This is a genomic window from Collinsella aerofaciens, assembly GCF_018785245.1.
Lineage (GTDB): Bacteria > Actinomycetota > Coriobacteriia > Coriobacteriales > Coriobacteriaceae > Collinsella > Collinsella aerofaciens_AD.
Genome location: NZ_WQPL01000022.1, coordinates 1 through 16,131, shown reverse-complemented (window position 1 = coordinate 16,131; position 16,131 = coordinate 1). Strand labels below are relative to the sequence as shown.

Here is a 16,131-nt window from a genome sequence, read left to right as displayed (position 1 = left end):
GCTCTGGGGAGGGCGTGTCTGTCGCGTCGCAAATCCCAGATAAAACCTACCAAAATAAACCTGTCCCTTTTTGGCAGGTGGGAGGAGATGCGTATGATTAAGGCAGTGCTGTTTGACATGGACGGCGTGCTGGTCGATACCGAGTGGTTCTACAACCGTCGCCGCGTGGCGTTTATGGAAGAGAAGGGGTTCCACTTTGACGAGATTCCCGATCTTTCGGGGTCTAACGAGCCGGCCATTTGGGAGGCGCTGGTGCCCGACGATGTTGAGCTGCGCGAGCGCCTGCGCGTGGAGTACAAGCAGGTCTACAGCCCGGACCACCCCGTTCCGTATGCCGAGCTGCTCAACGAGCAGACGGAGCCGGTGATGCGCAAGCTGCGCGAGCACGGCGTGAAGTGTGCCATCGCGAGCTCGTCCTATCGCGAGTTGATTGACGAACTGGTGGAGATCGCTGACATTGCCGATGTGCTGGATTACACCATCAGCGGTCACGAGTGCAGTGCGTTTAAGCCCGACCCCGAGATCTACCTGCGTGCCATGGAGGCGCTGGGGGTGGAGCCTACCGAGTGCCTGGTTATCGAGGACTCGCCTTTGGGCATCGAGGCCGGCAAGCGCTCCGGCGCCCGTGTCCTGGCGCTGCGTCCGCACGAGGGTGTCAACCTCGATCAATCGCGAGCCGATGCCGTTATCGATAATCTGACCGATATTTTGGCCGCTTTGTAGTGTCAATCCGCCGCGAGAAGCACTGGTTCAAACGTTTTTTGCGGTGGACTGGCTCGATTTGGTTTCGATTTTGATCCGCTTGGCTTCGATTCGGGCTAAGTGAGTAGACTTTTTGGCGCAGGCCGAGCACAATGCATATCTTCCTTTGTAAAACCGCAGGTCACAGGGATGGCGGTTTTGGGTGTGCTCGGCAGATCGTAAAAAGTCTACTCACTTGGAATTTTGCCCTTTGGTCGTGGTGTTGCTGGTCCCGTTTTGGTTGTCGAGGGAGGTTGAATTGAAGCGCCCCCGCACGCTCCATGCTACAATCGCGGGCATGCCCCACAACCACATCTGCCTTCGAAAGGAGCCTACGTGGCGAACGCCATCGATCAGCTCACGGACCGCGTGCTCATGCTCGGCCGCCTCACCATCGTCCGCCGCGCCATTACTGCCGTGGCGGTCACTATTTCCGCCGTTCTCCAGACATTCCTGATCCAGGCGTTCATTCAGCCCGCCGACCTGCTTCCGAGTGGCCTCACCGGCGTTGCGGTCCTGCTCGATCGCGTTACCTCGCTGGGCGGCGTTCGCATCGACATTTCGCTCGGTATGCTCGCGCTCAACATCCCCGTGGCGCTCCTATGCTGGAGCGGCATTAGCAAGCGCTTCGTCATCTTCTCGATGATGCAGGTCGTGCTCTCGTCGCTGTTCCTCAACGTCTTTCACTTCGCTCCATTTTTGGGCGACAAGATCATGCTCATCATTTTTGGCGGCGTGGTCTCGGGCCTGGGCGCTGCCATCGCACTTAAATCCGGCGCATCCACCGGCGGCACCGACTTTATCGCGCTGTGGGTTTCCAACCACACGGGCAAGACCATCTGGGGCGTCATCTTTGGTTTCAACTGCTTTATCCTGGCGATCTTTGGCTTTATGTTTGGCTGGGACAAGGCGGCTTATTCCATCGTGTTCCAGTTTATTTCGACCAAGACTATCGACAGTTTCTATCGTCGCTACGATCGCGTGACGCTGCAGATCACGACGCGTAAGGCAGACGAGGTCATGACTGCCTACGTAAACCATTTTCAGCACGGCATTAGCTGCGCCGAGGTCGTCGGCGGATATAGCCGCGAAAAGATGTACCTGCTGAACACCGTTGTCTCGACCTACGAGAGTCAGGACATTATCAAGCTGGTGTGCGACGTTGATCCCGACGCCGTGATCAACGTGTTCCACACGCTCAACTTTGTGGGCGGCTGGTGGGGTGGTCATGTCGACGAGCCCATGCCCACGGCCGTTCCCGATCCCGACAAGCCCGCACGCATGGCCAGCAGGCAGGCGCGCCTCAGCGAACAGGACAGCCTGCAGCAGGACGACGGCAAGTAGGGTATTGGCATTTTGCCGGTCCTGCGCAACCCATCCGAACGAGCCCCCCGAAAGCCCCGTTGCTTTCGAGGGCTCTCGTTTGCCCAGATAAAACCTACCAAAATGAAGCTGTCGCTTTTTGGTAGGGAGGGTGTATCGTTTTATCAATATGAGGTAACATGAAACTAGACGTTATATACGTATGAGAAATTTAGCTATTTTGATAAGAGTGATCAGATATGCCTGCGCCCAAAAATGCACCGCTTTACCAGCAGATTTATGACGAAATCAAGGATGCGATCGAAAAAGGTGTTTATGCACCCAAGGAGCGTATTCCGTCCGAGCTTGAACTAGCCGAGCAGTACGAGGTGAGCCGTATTACGGTGCGCCGCGCTGTCGAGGAGCTGTGCTCCGATGGTTACCTGGTTAAGCAGCAGGGCCGCGGCACCTTTGTCTCCACGCCGCACATCAACCGCCAGTTTCACGCCTCGACGCTGCAGACGTTTACCGCGCTGTGTGCCGGCAACGGCATGAAGGCCGGTGCGCACGTGATCGATCGCCAGATCGTTCCGGCGCGCCAAAACGAGATGGAGTTCTTTGGCCTGCAGAAGGATGCGCTGTTGCTGCATATCAAGCGCGTGCGCACGGCCGACGGCGAGCCCATCTTTGAGGAGAACATCTTTGTGCCGTTTGACGCCTACCGTGAGCTGTTGACGGCCGATCTTGAGGACAAGTCGATTTTTGCCGAGGTCGAGCGTGTTGGCGGAATCCCGATTGTCTCGGTTGGCTACCGTACGGTCGAGGCCGTTCGAGCTAACGCCGAGCAGGCGGCCGAGCTGGGCATTGCTCCGCACGATCCGCTGCTCAATCTGCGTGCCGGCTTTACCGGTCCCAACGATGAGCCGGTCCTGATGGGTAAGCAGTACTACGTGGGATCGCGCTACGTTATGGTGATGTAGGGTTGGTTCCGCCGTTCTAACGAACGGCGGATCGGTCGACGCTGCAAGCCCGCCAGAGCGGCAATCTGCCTTTCAACTTCGGCGGCATGATCAGAAGATCAATGCCGCCTTGTTTCAAGGCACCTTGCTCGCTCTGGCGGGCTTTCGCTGTCGTTGCCAAAACATCGGCGTTGCCATGGCCCGGATGCGGCACTTGGGGACGTTCCTTTTCTGCCGGCACCTGGGGACACTCCTTAGCCGTTGGGGGCGTTCTTAAACGACTAGTCTGGGCGGCGGCCGTGTGCTGCTGTCCGCGTGGCGGCGTATAATCGGCGGCAGATGACTTGGACGTTAGGAAACCATGACCGATAGCATGCAGCAGATGGCGCTCGACACGCTCGGCGCCTATTTTGGCTACACCTCGTTTCGCCCGGGGCAGGACCGCATGGTCGATGCGATCCTTGCCGGTCGCGATGCGCTGGGTGTTATGCCCACGGGCGCCGGCAAGTCCATTTGCTACCAGGTGCCCGCGCTCATGCTGCCCGGCATCACCTTTGTGGTGAGTCCGCTGCTGTCGCTTATGGAGGACCAGACCCGCGCGTTGCTCGCGGCGGGTGCGCGACCCAGCTATCTCAACTCCAGTCTTACTCCGGCCCAGCAAAACACCGTGCTCAAGCGGGCGCGCGAGGGCCGCTACCAGCTTATGTACGTGGCGCCCGAGCGCCTGCTCGAGCCGCGCTTTTTAGCCTTTGCCCAGGAGGCCGCGGGTTCCGCCGGCATTGGCGTGCCGCTCGTGGCTATTGACGAGGCCCACTGCGTGAGCCAATGGGGCCAGGATTTCCGCCCCGCCTACCTGCAGATTCGCGAGTTCATCGATTCCCTGCCGCAGCGCCCCATCGTGGCGGCCTTTACCGCCACGGCGACTGAGCGCGTGCGCGCGGACATTCAGCAGATGCTCGGACTGCAAAACCCCGCGACCGTGGTGACGGGCTTCGATCGCAAGAACCTCTACTTTGGCTGCGAGGAGATGGGCGACAAGGCCAAGGCCGCGTGGGTGCGCGACTATGTGATCGCGCATTCGAGCGAGAGCGGCATCGTGTATTGCTCGACTCGCAAGACGGTCGATGCGCTGGCCGCGGAGCTTGCCGAGGCACTGGGCCCCAGCGGCATTCGTGTGGGGCGCTACCATGCCGGCATGGGCAGCGACGCCCGCCGCCAGAGCCAGCGTGCCTTTATCGACGACGACATCCAGGTGATGGTTGCCACCAACGCCTTTGGCATGGGCATCGACAAGCCCAACGTGCGCTACGTGATCCACAACAACGTGCCCGAGAGCATCGAGGCCTACTACCAGGAGGCGGGCCGCGCTGGTCGCGATGGCGATCCGGCCAGCTGTCACTTGCTGTGGAACGGTAACGATTTTCGCATGCGCCGCTTTTTGATCGACCGCGGCGATGCGGCCGACGAGGCGCTCGACGACGAGCAGCGCGCGTGGGCGCTCCAGAACCGTTATCGCCTGCTCAGCCAGATGGAGGGCTACTGCAATACCACTGGCTGTCTGCGCGAATACATGCTGCGCTATTTTGGCGACGAGGCGGCGGCCGAGCATGCGGCAGCCGCCGCGGGCGGCACGGCAGACGACGCCGAGGGCTGCGGCAACTGCAGCAACTGTCTCACGCAGTTCGAGGTCGAGGACGTCACCGATATGGCCCGCGCCGCCGTGCGCTATGTGGCCACGCGTCCCATGCGCTTTGGCAAGTCGCTGATCGCCGACGTGCTCCACGGCGGCAACACCGAGCGCATTCGCCAGATGCATCTGGACGAGGAGCGCGGCTACGGTGAGCTGTCGAGCGAATCGGTCGGGCGCATCAAGGACATCATCGGCCAGCTGTGCGGTCGCGGTTATTTGGCCACCTCGCAAGGGCAGTACCCGGTCGTGGGGCTGGGTCCGCGTGCCGTCGAGGTCGAGGATGAGGCGTTCGCCTTTACCGTTAAGCGTCGCGCGTCCAAGCGCAAAGCTTCGGCCCGCGCCCGCCGTGCCGTCGATCTGCTGCGCGAGGAGGCCGAGCCGGATCAGCGCCCGCGCGTTGGCGACGATGCCGAGCTGTTCGAGCGCCTGCGTGCCCTCCGCAAGGAGATCTCGACGGAGCTGGAGATGGCGCCGTATATGGTCTTTTCCGACAAGGCCCTGCGCGGTCTGTGCCGCCTGCGTCCACAGACGCGCGACGAGCTTATCCGGGTCAACGGCATCGGCGAGAAAAAGGCCGACGCCTTTGGCGAGCAGTTTATGGCGGCGATTGAAGAGTTTGAGTCCGAGCATGCACGGGATGGAGCGTAACGATGGCATTCGACGATAAAACCGAGCGCACTGAGGTGTCCGCTGTGCCGCTGTACCAGCAGGTTATGGACGATCTAAAGGGCGAGATCGCGCGTGGCGTGTACGCATCCGGCTCGCGCATTCCTTCCGAGATGGAGCTCGCGAAGTACTACGGCGTGGGACGCATCACCGTGCGCCGCGCCATCGAGGAGCTGTCGCGCGCGGGGTATCTCAACCGCCAGCAGGGGAGGGGCACGTTCGTGTGCGCGCCCAAGCTCAAGCGCAAGATTGTCCAGAAGGGTGACGTTCAGAGCTTTTCCGAGGGTTGCGCTGCCAACGACATGGTGGCCGGAGCGCGTCTGGTATCGCGCACGGTGGTTGCGGCGACGCGCGAGGACGCGGCGTTCTTTGGCGTAGAGCTCGGCTGCGAGCTCATCGTTGTCGAGCGCGTGCGCACGGCAGACGGCGTGCCCGTCATGCTCGAGAACAACGCCTTTGTGCTCGCCGACCATCCCTATCTGCAGACGCTTGCCGATAAGGACCTCGCCGATAACTCGATCTTTGCGCTCGTTGCCGAGCATTCAGGCCGTGCACCGCTCAAGTCCGACCCTTGCACCGTGGAGATCGCGCTCGCCGATGCTCAGGCGGCCCCGCTGTTGGAGGTGCCGGTCGGCGAGCCGCTCTTCTATATGGAGGCCTACTTTACCGACGCTGGCGGGCGCCCTCTACTGCTCGGCCGCCAAAAGATCGTGGGCTCGCGCTACGTCTTCGACATCTAACGTCCATAGATAGAACAATATAGAACAAGTTTGGTGGAATGGCTTCACGGACGTCGTCGTGCGTGCTATAAATAGGACAACATAGAACGACTGCAGGTACGAGCTGCAGTCGTTCAAAACCGCCACACAAGAAGGGGCATCACCATGAACGCACGCGATCTGATTCAGGAAATCATCGAGCGCAAGGGCAAAATTGAGAACGTCTTTTGGATCGCCTGCGGCGGTTCGATGATCGACCTGATGCCGGCCAACGAGCTGCTCAAGCGCGAGGCCACCACGTTTACCTCGACGGTCTACACGGCACGCGAGTTTTGCCTGATGGCCCCCAAGAGCCTAGGGCCGAAGTCGCTCGTTATTGCCTGCAGCCACAGCGGCAACACGCAAGAGGTCGTCGACGGCTGCGAGATGGCGCTGGCGGCCGGTGCCGAGGTCGTTGCCCTCACCGACTGCGAGGACTCCAAGATCGACAACGGCAAGTGGACCACCTGGGTCTACCCCTGGGGCGAGGGCGTGCCGCAGGCCGAGGTGCCTCAGGGCATCGGCGCTCTGATTGCCGCCGAGATGCTCGACCAGCAGGAAGGCTACGAGGCACTCGCCGACATGTACGAGGGCCTAAAGCAGATGGATGCGCTGCTGCCCGCCGCCCGCGAGAAGGTCAACGCCGAGCTGGGCGCCCGCTTTGCCGAGCTCTGTCAGCAGCACAAGTTCTTCTATATCCTGGGATCCGGCCCCAACTTTAGCCAGACCTACGCAATGGCCATCTGCTCGCTCATGGAGATGCAGTGGCAGCACTGCTGCTATATTCACTCCGGCGAGTACTTCCACGGCCCGTTCGAGGCCACCGAGCCCGGCGTGTTTTACTTTGTGCAGCTCGGATCGGGCGAGTGCCGCCCCATGGAGGAGCGCGCGCTGGCGTTCCTCAACACGCACACCGATACGGTCATGGTGCTCGACGCGCTCGAGTACGGCGTGGGCGAGGTGCCTGCCAGCGTGCGTTCGTTCCTGGAGCCGATCTTCTTCTACGCGATGAGCTGCGAGCTGCGCGCCGCGCGCGGCAAGGTCTTCGACCACAGCCCCGAGGTTCGTCGCTACATGGGCATCGAGCAGTACTAGGTAACGGGGAAAGCATTCACCTTCGATTCGCAAGCGTGTCGTGTGAGTCAAAAAGCGGGCCGCGCCGGGGATTTCCGGCGCGGCCCGCTTGGTATCGCGCTTAGATTCGCGAGGTTGTGGCAGCCAACGGTCTACTTCGCGTCGTAGGCCTCGGCGTCCCACCAGTCGAGCTGGGCGATGTTGTCGCGAATGTGCTGGCAGCTTTTATGGAAGCCCTCGAGCTCGTACTCGGACAGGTCGAGCGTGTAGACCTCCTCGACGCCCTCGGCACCGATCACGCACGGCAGGGAGGTGAAGATGCCCTCCTCGCCATACTGGCCGGTCATAAGCGTAGAGGCCGAAAGCACGGCGTGCTCGTCGTGCAGCACGGCGGCGCAGACGCGAGCGGCGGAGTTGGCGACGGCGTACTCGGTGCACTGCTTGCCCTGGTAGGTTACGTAGCCGCCCTTGCGCGCGAGTTCTTCGATCTCCATGTGGTCGAAGGCATACTTGTCGGGGTTCTCGGCCTGAAGTTCGTTGAGGCTCTTGCCGGCGATGGTTGCGGCCTTAAAGGCGGCGAGCTGGCTAAAGCCGTGCTCGCCGATCATGTAGGCGTCGATGGACTTGGGGCTCACGCCGACCTTCTTGGAGATCTCGGTGCGCAGGCGGGCGGAGTCCAGGCCGCAGCCCGAGCCGATGATCTTCTTGGGATCGTAGCCGGTCAGGTGCCACAGCTCGGTGCACACGACGTCGCAGGGGTTGGAGATGCTCACGAAGATGCCGTCAAAGCCGGCGTCGACGATGCGTTTGGCAAAGGTGCGGGCGGCGTCGGTGGTAAAGAACAGCTCGCCGTCGCGGTTGCCGGCGGCCAGTGCGACCTTGCCGGCGGCGTTGACGATGACGTCGCAGCAGGCAAGCTCCTCGTAGTGGTCGTAGCAGTTGACGATCTTGGTGTTGTACGGGACAAACGAAAGGGAGTCGCGCAGGTCCTGGACCTCGGACGTCACCTTGGCCTCGTTGATATCGCACAGGTACAGCTCATCGGCAATGCCCTGCATGAGCAGGCTGTTGGCGACATGTGCTCCTACGTGGCCCTGGCCGACCACACCGATCTTACGCGTCTGGTACATATATGTATCCTTTCGGCCGAGTTATTCGCGTCGAACCATTGTAGCGTCCTGCTGCCACTTTGCTAGGCTAAAGCGCTGTAGATTTTTGGGACATGCCTTAATCTCTACTTTTGGAGTGATTTGGGCCGCTGACGGCATCGCCGGGCGATGTGCTCGCGCGGACGGGGCCGCTCGTTGTACCATAGCTGCAACTGACTCGTAAGGAGCATCCATGCCCATTCGCATCCCCGACGCCCTCCCTGCCGCCGCGCAGCTCGAGAGCGAGAACATCTTTGTCATGACCGAGTACCGCGCGCTGCACCAGGACATCCGTCCGCTGCGCGTGCTCATCCTCAACCTCATGCCCACCAAGATCGCCACCGAGACGCAGATCATGCGCAAGCTCTCCAACACGCCGCTGCAGGTGGAGGTGGACCTGCTGCGCACCAAAACGCACGAAGCCACGCACGTGAGCGCCGGCCACCTGGAGACGTTTTACCGCACGTTCGACGACATCCGCGACATCCACTACGACGGCCTGATCATCACGGGCGCGCCGGTGGAGCAGATGCCGTTCGAGGAGGTCGACTACTGGCCCGAGCTCTGCCAGATCATGGATTGGTCCACCACGCACGTGCACTCTACGCTGCACATTTGTTGGGGCGCACAGGCCGGTCTGTACCATCATTACGGTATCCAGAAGTACGACCTGCCGGCAAAGGCAAGCGGCGTGTTCGAGCATTATCTGGTGAAGCCGCAAAGCCCGCTGGTCCGTGGCTTCGACGACCGCTTCTATGCCGTGCATTCGCGCAACACCGATGTGCGCCGCGAGGACGTGGAGGCCGAGCCGCAGCTTGAGGTCGTGGCCGTGTCTGACGAGGTTGGCCTGTATATCGTCAAGTCGACCGACAGCCGTCGCTTCTTTGTATTTGGCCACCCCGAGTACGATACCGACACGTTGCGCCTGGAGTACGAGCGCGACGTGAAGCGCGGGCTCAACCCTCAGGTGCCGGCACATTACTTCCCGGGCGACGACCCCACCGCCGAGCCGCGCAACGTCTGGCGCAGCCAGGCTCAGCTGTTCTACACCAACTGGCTCAACTACTACGTCTACCAGACCACGCCCTACGACCTGGCCCGCGCCGGCGAGGAACACTAGGCCGTCGGGAGGTGCGCCAGCCGTTAGGCGCTGATGATGTGGGGTAGCGGCAGGTCGTGGGCATCGGTGGGAACATGGTCGACACGCTGCTCGTCAAAGGCGATGCCGATGATTTGACATGCGGGCGAGAGCGTGGGCAGGTCGCGGTCGTAGCAGCCGCCGCCGTAGCCCAGGCGCGCGCCGGCGCGGTCGAAGGCTACAAGCGGCACGATAATCATGTCGAGAGCTTCGGCAGGCACGATAGGGAAGTGGTCGCTGTCGACGTCCGTGGCCGCGAAGGCCCGCGTAGGGTGGGCGATAAACGGGGCCTCGGACGCATCGCCGGCAGAGACTGCCCGCATACACATGCGCTGGCCGCAAGCCATGGCGTCTGTTGCCGAGAGCATGCACGGATAGGCCACGCGCCAACTGCGTTTGGCGGCCGCAGCGGCAAACGCGGCAGGGTCGACTTCGGAACCCATGGCGGCATAGACGGCAACGGTGTGCGGAGCAGCGGCACCCAAGCGATCCAGCAGTTCAACGAGCCGCGCACAGATAGCGGCAGACTTTGCCGCCCGCACATCCAAATCAAGAGCATCGCGACGAGCAATCATCACCTGCCGCAACTCAGCCTTGTCCATTCCGGCCTCCTCTAGCAAACCTGCCAAATAGGGACAGGTTTATTTTGGCAGGTTTCATCCGGGCAAACGCGATATGGGCAGTAAAGTCACCGCAAATAAGCCTGCGAACTGCGCCCTTTGTGGTTGTTTGGGCCTATGCGTTAATGCTATAACGCCGCAGCGATTGCTTCAGTCACAAACTTATTGAGTGACTCACCCTTCTTTGCCGCTGCCAGCGCTGCTTGCTTGTGGAGTTCAGAGCCCGTCCTTACGTTGAACGAGCCTTTAAAAGCCCGCTCGGGTTCCTTGCCCTTCTCGGCGCAAAACTCAAGGTAATCGTCGACGGCGTCGTGGAAGCATTGCTCCACTTCTTCAGCTGTGGAGCCTTCAAATACGATTGCGTCCCTAATGCCGGCGACCATACCTGTTAGCACATGCTGTTCGGCATCGAACTCGACTGGGGCGAAATAACCCTTGTATGCCAAAACGTTACTCATGACTACCTCCGACATCTTGCAGAAATCGAACGATGTTTCGAATGGTCCCCGCTGTCAATTCGTCAGATGGATGTGGTGCGTGCATTACGAACACCCTGCCATCTGATGGCCTGTAGAAGCGAACACGCGATCCGGATGTCTTGCCTTTGCTGTCCATTTCAAAGCCATATGAAGCCATGACTTTTAAAAAATCGGTATACCGATACGTCGAAGGGCAGCTAAGCAGTTGGGCGATGAGTTTATCGGTCCGAGTCATCCCGCCTCACATTCTGCAACTATATTCTAGTTGCAATTTAAGTCCGATGCAAGCATCCCTACTATAGAACATGTGTACGTATGGAACAAGTGTTCGAACTACCACGAAGGGCGCCTGTGAACTGCGCCCTTCGTGGTAGTTTTGCTTGCCGTGCCTTAGCCCAGCAGGTCGACTACGTTAAAGCCGGCGTTGCTCTTGGCGATGACGTCTCGGCCGCCAAAGACACAGGTGGGCGAGACGGCTGCGATGCACGTCACGTCGGCGCCGAGCGAGCGAAGCTCACCGGGCGTGGCGGCGAGCATCTGGGCGCGGCGCTCCTCGCGTGCATGCGGATCGAGCCCGGCCAGGTAGGTCGTGTTGCGGCGTTTGGTGAGCGCGTACGGCTTCACTGGCGCGTCCATGCCGCTCACGCAGCTCACGATAAAGCCCTCAAAGGCGGCCTCGTCGGGCTCAAAGCTGCCGAGCCATTCGCCTGCGCGCGCAACGCGCTCAATCGAGGGGTCGATTGCCGGGTCGCGGTAGGTGTAGAACGCCGTCTGACGCTCGCCTGCCGCGCGGAATCCGCAGCCGTACGCGCCGCCCTTCACGCGGATCTCGTTCCACAGATAGTCGTAGGAGAGCGCGTTGGCGGCAACCGCCCAGGCGCCCGTCACGTCGATGCCCAGGCGACGCGGGTCGCACGCGCTTGCCGCAAAGCAGATGTCGCTGGGGATGACAAAGGCCTCGTGGCGGTCGCGCGGCGTCGGCACCACGAGCGCGTTGCGGCCGGCATCGGTGCTGTCGCCAGCGCCCAGCCCCAGGTCGCCCGCGGCGGCCCAGTATGCGTTAAAGTCCTCGTCGCTGCCGGTAAAGCTCGCCATGCAGCCATCGGCCACAAAGATGCGGCCTGCCAGCTCGGCAAGCTTGGCGCGCAGGTCGTCCACGCGCTCGTCAAAGTGGTCGAGCAGGTCGCGCAGGAACAGGTAGAAGTCCACGCCCGAAAGCTGCTCGCGAACCACGGCCGAAGGCGAGCTGTAGCTCATCGCGCGACCGAGCGCCGCCGAGTGGCCGTTGTTGATAAAGCCCTGCTCAAGCCCAATGCGAATCTGCGTGAGCACGTCGCGCATGCGGTCGGCGTCGGCGTCTGCCAAAAGCGTGCTCGACCATACCTCGCGCGGCAGGCTCGCCAGCGCATCGATCTTCTCGGACAGGGCGCCGGCGCTCACCAGCAGGTAGGGGCGCACGCCGTCCACTTCGGGCTGCGTCATGACTTCGGTCGTAAAGCTCAAAAAGCCGAGCTTGCCAGCGAGCAAGTTGTCGAGTTCCTCGGCCGAGTGCTCGCTCGTGGGCAGCTGTTTGAGAAGGCGGCAGAGCAGTGTCACATAGGGCAAGTCCTCAAACGCGACGCAGCTCAGGTCGAAATACTGCATGGCGTAGGCCAGACGGTTGGTGGGGATGCCGTGGCGCAGGCAGGGGATGGGCGCGGTCGTGTCCGCGACCAGCGGCGGCTCGGGGCGCGCTTCGCCAATGTCGGACACGCGCAGGCGCGGCAGCGTGGCCTTGGCCTCGGGCGTGTCTTCCGCCTCCTGCGCGGCACGCAGCGCGGCCGTGCGCTCGACCACGTCGGCCAGCTCGGCATCGGTCATGGCATCGCGCTTGGCTGCCAGCTCGGCGGCCTCGGCACCCTCCGAACCCTCGGCGGCGTCCACCGGCACCAGCTCGACTAGTGCCATGTGGTCGTTTTCCAGCACCAGCTCGCGCAGCAGGTCCTCAAAATAGCTGCCGTCCAGCTCGCCACGCAGCTCCTCGTACACCGGGCCGTACTTGAGCGCCAACGTCGCGGCGTCGTCATCGTAGAGCCAGGTGCTCAGCGCGTCGCACGCAATGGCCACGCCGTCAGCGATGCCGTAGTCGCGCTGGCGCAGGTCGTATTCGTTGCTGCTGATGATGGCTTCCAGGCGCTCGCGCGGAACGCTGTGCTCGCACAGGTCGCGGCAGGCGTCCTGGAACACGCGACGCAGCTCGCGCGCCACGCCGGGCTGCGCGTTTTGCAGCATGATGAGCTCGTAGGGCTGCAGGCTCTCGGCCGCGGTGTAGCTCACCACGTTGCCGCCCAGACCCGCCGCCAGAATGGCCTTCTTAACCGGTGCTTCGTTGGAGCCCAGCAGCGCCTCGAACAGGATATCCGCCGCGATTGTGCGCTTGCGGTCGAGTGCGCTGCCCAGTACAAGGCCCAGGCCCACCAGGGCGTTCTTGGGCGTGGTGGCCATCTCGACGCGCTTATACTCGCAGGTCACGGGCGCCTGCACGCCCAGCGGATTGGGTGCCAGCGTGGACGGGTCCTCGTCGGCGGCAACGGCTGCATCCATGCGCCGGCTCGCGGCGCTCGGCTGCGACAGATAGCGCTCGTCCAAAAAGGCCAGCGCGCGGTCCGCGTCTAGGTCGCCATAGAGCGTGATGTAGGAGTTGGAAGGATTGTAGTGGCGCGCGTGCGTGTCCAGGAACTGCTCGTAGGTGAGCGCGGGAATCGCGCGCGGGTCGCCGCCACTCTCGTGCGCATAGGCGGTGTCGGGATAGAGCGCGGCGTTGACGGCGTCGTCCAGCACGCTCATGGGGTCGGACAGCGCGCCCTTCATCTCGTTGAACACCACGCCGTTATAGCGCAGCGTGCCCTCGCGCAGGCTCGCGGCGCTGCCGTCGTCCTCGGCTCCCTCCAGCAGGTCCAGCTCGTAGTGCCAGCCCTCCTGCTCAAAAATGGTGGGCTTGGTATAGATGGCCGGGTTGAACACCGCGTCCAGGTACACGTCCATCAGGTTGTATAGATCCTGCTCGTTGGTGGTGGCAACGGGGTAGATGGTTTTGTCGGGGTAGGTCATGGCGTTGAGGAACGTCTGCATGGAGCTCTTGATCAGGTCGACGAACGGCTCCTTGACGGGGAACTTGGCCGATCCGCACAGGACCGAGTGCTCAAGAATATGGAACACGCCGGTGGAATCGGCCGGCGGCGTCTTAAAGCCAATGGCAAAAGCCTTGTTTTCGTCGTCGCACGCCAGGTACAGCAGGCGAGCGCCCGAGGCAGTGTGGCGCAGCACGTAGGCGTCCGAGTCGAGCTCGGGCACGGTCTCGCAGCGTTCGACGGCAAAACCGTGGCAGGTGGTACCGGGCACTAGCAGCGCGGCGGCAGCGGCACGCGGGTCGGTTGAGGTGGTGGGCATATGCAGTCTCCTTTGACGCCCCAGCGGGGGCGAATCGAGTCGAATCCTCGAGAGTATACCCATATGGGGCCGCGGCTCTGCGGCGAACTGGAGACGATGTGGTTGGACTAGCCTAGCTAGGTTGATAACGAATGCCGCGGGTAGCCGCTGCATCCCGCTAAAGTTAAATAACACCCCGTTTACCAAATCATTTAGGAAATATATGGACTCCTAAAAAGTTCTAATACAATATAAGTCATCTATCTATAAGCTGCTGATTCCTTGCAAAGGTATGGTTGAAATGGTTGAAGCAAATAGCGTTATCCCCCTGTACAAACAGATTGTTCGTGCGCTTTCTGATTCGATCGCCAACGGCACGTACCGCCCGGGAGATAAGCTTCCGACCGAGGCGGAGCTCATCGAGCAATTTGGCGTGAGCCGAATAACGGTTCGCTCCGCAATTAAAGAAATGGAAGATGCTGGGCTTGTTGAGAGGGCCCGCGGCAAGGGCACGTTCGTTTCGTCGGACACACAGATGTATGCCGCGGACGACCGTGAGAGCTTTACCCATTCGTGCCAGCTTGCTGGAAAACAGGCGTCTACCAGGGTTCTCGCAATGGGCTGGGACTTCCCAAGCCTGCGAGACGCGAAGTTCCTAGGCGTAGACGATACCCAAAAGGTATTGCGTAGTCGTCGTCTGCGCCTTGTGGATGACAAGCCCACGATGCTGGAAACCAATAGCTATTCCGCTGCGCTTTCTTTTTTGGAGCATGAATCCCTCGAGGATTCGCTGATGGCGGTACTCGATCGCCAGGGGATCAAGATGGGTCCCAACACGCGTACGCTCGAGGTCTGCTATGCGAGCGAGCTCGAGGCGGCATACCTTAACGTGGAGCTGGACTCTCCGCTGCTTCTGTTTGTCGATAGACGTTATGCTCCAAGCGGCGAGCCGCTTTTCATCTCCCGTCAGGTGTACTGCACCGAGCGACTGAAGTTCTACTTGTAAATTAGAGATAGATTGGTCGATTTACCGACCAATTGCTACCGTTCGCGGATTTGGAAAATAGACACACCGCGTAGGGTAGATTGCTTATATACTTTGTTATGACAATATAGTACGTCTTATTGATATTGGAGAACTATGAATAAGATATTGCTAGCGAGTCATGGTTATCTCGCCCAAGGTATGAAAAGCTCTCTGGAGATTCTGATGGGCGCCAACGACCGAATCGAGTGTCTGTGCGCCTATGTCGATGACGACACGAGGGATGTCGCAGCGCTTATCGATGCTTGGATGGAGTCAAAGGATCCGGCCGACACGTGGTTTGTCGTAACTGACATCTTTGGCGGTTCCGTAAACAACGAATTCATTCAGAGGCAGACCGCCGGATCGTTTACGTTGATCACCGGAATGAACTTGCCGCTGCTGGTGGAAATGGCTACACAGCTGGACTCCCTGGATGCGGACAAGGCCAAAGCCGCGGTCGAGGGATCACGTTCGTTTATCATGCTTTGTGAGGCGGCGGACATGCTTGCCGATGTCGAAGAAGAAGAGTTCTAGTTAGTTCTGGTTCGAGCCCTAGCTAAGGGCCACGCCTGTCATTACCTTTATAATATGAGAAAGCCATTGTCAATAGGCGTGTTTGTTCGAGCCCGGTTTTAAACCGGGCTTTTTCGTTTCCCGTCGGGAGGGCCCGCGCACGCTGCACGTTTAGTCGACGCTTGCCTGGCAAGCTAATATCCGCGGGCTCTTGCGGGCGCGCTGCCGGCGGTCAGCCCGGTATGTCCGCGCACCCCACCGCATTTCGATTCTCCGTCCGGCGCGCTCGTCCGAAACCAGTCTTGTTCACGGGCGCGGCCCTTGGGCTGCCCAAAAAAGGTTCGTGAACGCGCGCCGGCGATGCGTCGAGGCGCGGGCCCTCCCGGCGGGAGGCTTGTTGTCCGACGGGGTCAGCCGAGGGTCCCCTCCGCCCGGCGCCCGATCTCCCAGACCCAGCAGGCGAGCTCGCGCGCGACGGCGGCGTTTGCCTTGCACGAGCTCTTGCCCGCCGCCGCCAGCGCCTCGCGGCGGCGGCAGAGCCTGGCGGTGCAGGCGTCGGCGCGCGCCCGGATCGCCGCGGGGACGTCCGCGCCGGGCGCCGGGGCCTT

General features: G+C 61.3%; 15 protein-coding genes and 1 pseudogene. 9 read left to right on the top strand and 7 right to left on the bottom strand.

The genetic code is table 11. The features are described 5' to 3' along the window. Positions 1-93 precede the first annotated feature (93 nt). The 3 genes from GPK39_RS05375 (at position 94) to GPK39_RS05365 (ending at position 3,023) form a co-directional block, all read left to right on the top strand. Positions 94-723 carry an HAD family hydrolase gene (locus tag GPK39_RS05375; RefSeq protein WP_215674219.1) on the top strand — a complete coding sequence of 210 codons (630 nt, stop codon included), beginning with the start codon at positions 94-96 and terminating at the stop codon, positions 721-723. 354 nt (positions 724-1,077) lie between these two features. After that, positions 1,078-2,085 (top strand): YitT family protein, encoded by a 1,008-nt coding sequence (locus GPK39_RS05370; protein WP_215674217.1) that lies wholly within the window; start codon positions 1,078-1,080, stop codon positions 2,083-2,085. A 218-nt stretch (positions 2,086-2,303) separates the two neighbouring features. Then, a complete protein-coding gene (locus GPK39_RS05365) occupies positions 2,304-3,023 on the top strand; it encodes a GntR family transcriptional regulator (RefSeq protein ID WP_215674215.1) in 720 nt (239 codons plus the stop codon). A gap of 16 nt (positions 3,024-3,039) precedes the next feature. Here the strand turns inward: GPK39_RS05365 and GPK39_RS05360 are convergent, their stop codons facing one another. Further along, positions 3,040-3,243: a hypothetical protein gene (locus tag GPK39_RS05360; RefSeq protein WP_215674214.1), complete on the bottom strand. Its 204-nt coding sequence runs from the start codon at positions 3,241-3,243 to the stop codon at positions 3,040-3,042. Positions 3,244-3,363: 120 nt separating this feature from the next. Between GPK39_RS05360 and GPK39_RS05355 the strand changes: the two genes are divergently transcribed. The 3 genes from GPK39_RS05355 to GPK39_RS05345 all read left to right on the top strand — a co-directional run bounded on the left by GPK39_RS05355 (position 3,364) and on the right by GPK39_RS05345 (position 7,211). After that, positions 3,364-5,340 (top strand): RecQ family ATP-dependent DNA helicase, encoded by a 1,977-nt coding sequence (locus GPK39_RS05355; RefSeq protein ID WP_215674212.1) that lies wholly within the window; start codon positions 3,364-3,366, stop codon positions 5,338-5,340. Between the two features lie 2 nt (positions 5,341-5,342). Continuing rightward, entirely contained in the window at positions 5,343-6,098 is a 756-nt protein-coding gene (locus tag GPK39_RS05350) for a GntR family transcriptional regulator (protein ID WP_215674210.1), read from the top strand. Positions 6,099-6,242: 144 nt separating this feature from the next. After that, a complete protein-coding gene (locus tag GPK39_RS05345) occupies positions 6,243-7,211 on the top strand; it encodes an SIS domain-containing protein (protein WP_215674208.1) in 969 nt (322 codons plus the stop codon). 131 nt (positions 7,212-7,342) lie between these two features. Here GPK39_RS05345 and GPK39_RS05340 read toward each other — a convergent pair whose 3' ends face one another. Next, positions 7,343-8,320, bottom strand: a complete 978-nt coding sequence (locus GPK39_RS05340) for an L-lactate dehydrogenase (RefSeq protein ID WP_215674206.1) — start codon at positions 8,318-8,320, stop codon at positions 7,343-7,345. Between the two features lie 211 nt (positions 8,321-8,531). On the opposite strand from GPK39_RS05340, the gene metA reads away from it, so the two are divergent. Beyond that, complete coding sequence (metA, locus tag GPK39_RS05335; RefSeq protein ID WP_006235124.1) at positions 8,532-9,458, top strand: homoserine O-acetyltransferase MetA; 927 nt, start codon at positions 8,532-8,534, stop codon at positions 9,456-9,458. Between the two features lie 23 nt (positions 9,459-9,481). Here the strand turns inward: metA and GPK39_RS05330 are convergent, their stop codons facing one another. From GPK39_RS05330 to GPK39_RS05315, 4 genes are all read right to left on the bottom strand, one after another. Next, on the bottom strand, positions 9,482-10,078 hold the full coding sequence (locus GPK39_RS05330; protein ID WP_215674204.1) for a 5-formyltetrahydrofolate cyclo-ligase: 597 nt from the start codon (positions 10,076-10,078) through the stop codon (positions 9,482-9,484). A gap of 146 nt (positions 10,079-10,224) precedes the next feature. Continuing rightward, positions 10,225-10,554, bottom strand: a complete 330-nt coding sequence (locus GPK39_RS05325) for a type II toxin-antitoxin system HicB family antitoxin (protein WP_022094981.1) — start codon at positions 10,552-10,554, stop codon at positions 10,225-10,227. Next, on the bottom strand, positions 10,547-10,810 hold the full coding sequence (locus tag GPK39_RS09810; RefSeq protein WP_215674203.1) for a type II toxin-antitoxin system HicA family toxin: 264 nt from the start codon (positions 10,808-10,810) through the stop codon (positions 10,547-10,549). The genes GPK39_RS05325 and GPK39_RS09810 overlap by 8 nt, the downstream gene beginning before the upstream one ends. Positions 10,811-10,965: 155 nt before the next feature. Beyond that, positions 10,966-14,004: an insulinase family protein gene (locus tag GPK39_RS05315; RefSeq protein WP_215674201.1), complete on the bottom strand. Its 3,039-nt coding sequence runs from the start codon at positions 14,002-14,004 to the stop codon at positions 10,966-10,968. Between the two features lie 280 nt (positions 14,005-14,284). On the opposite strand from GPK39_RS05315, the gene GPK39_RS05310 reads away from it, so the two are divergent. Beyond that, positions 14,285-14,989, top strand: coding sequence for a GntR family transcriptional regulator (locus GPK39_RS05310; protein WP_215674199.1), 705 nt, complete (start codon positions 14,285-14,287; stop codon positions 14,987-14,989). A 135-nt stretch (positions 14,990-15,124) separates the two neighbouring features. Continuing rightward, a complete protein-coding gene (locus GPK39_RS05305; protein WP_215674197.1) occupies positions 15,125-15,544 on the top strand; it encodes a PTS sugar transporter subunit IIA in 420 nt (139 codons plus the stop codon). Positions 15,545-15,933: 389 nt separating this feature from the next. On the opposite strand, the pseudogene GPK39_RS05300 reads toward GPK39_RS05305, so the two are convergent. Further along, positions 15,934-16,131, bottom strand: a pseudogene (locus GPK39_RS05300) (hypothetical protein); the annotation flags it as partial.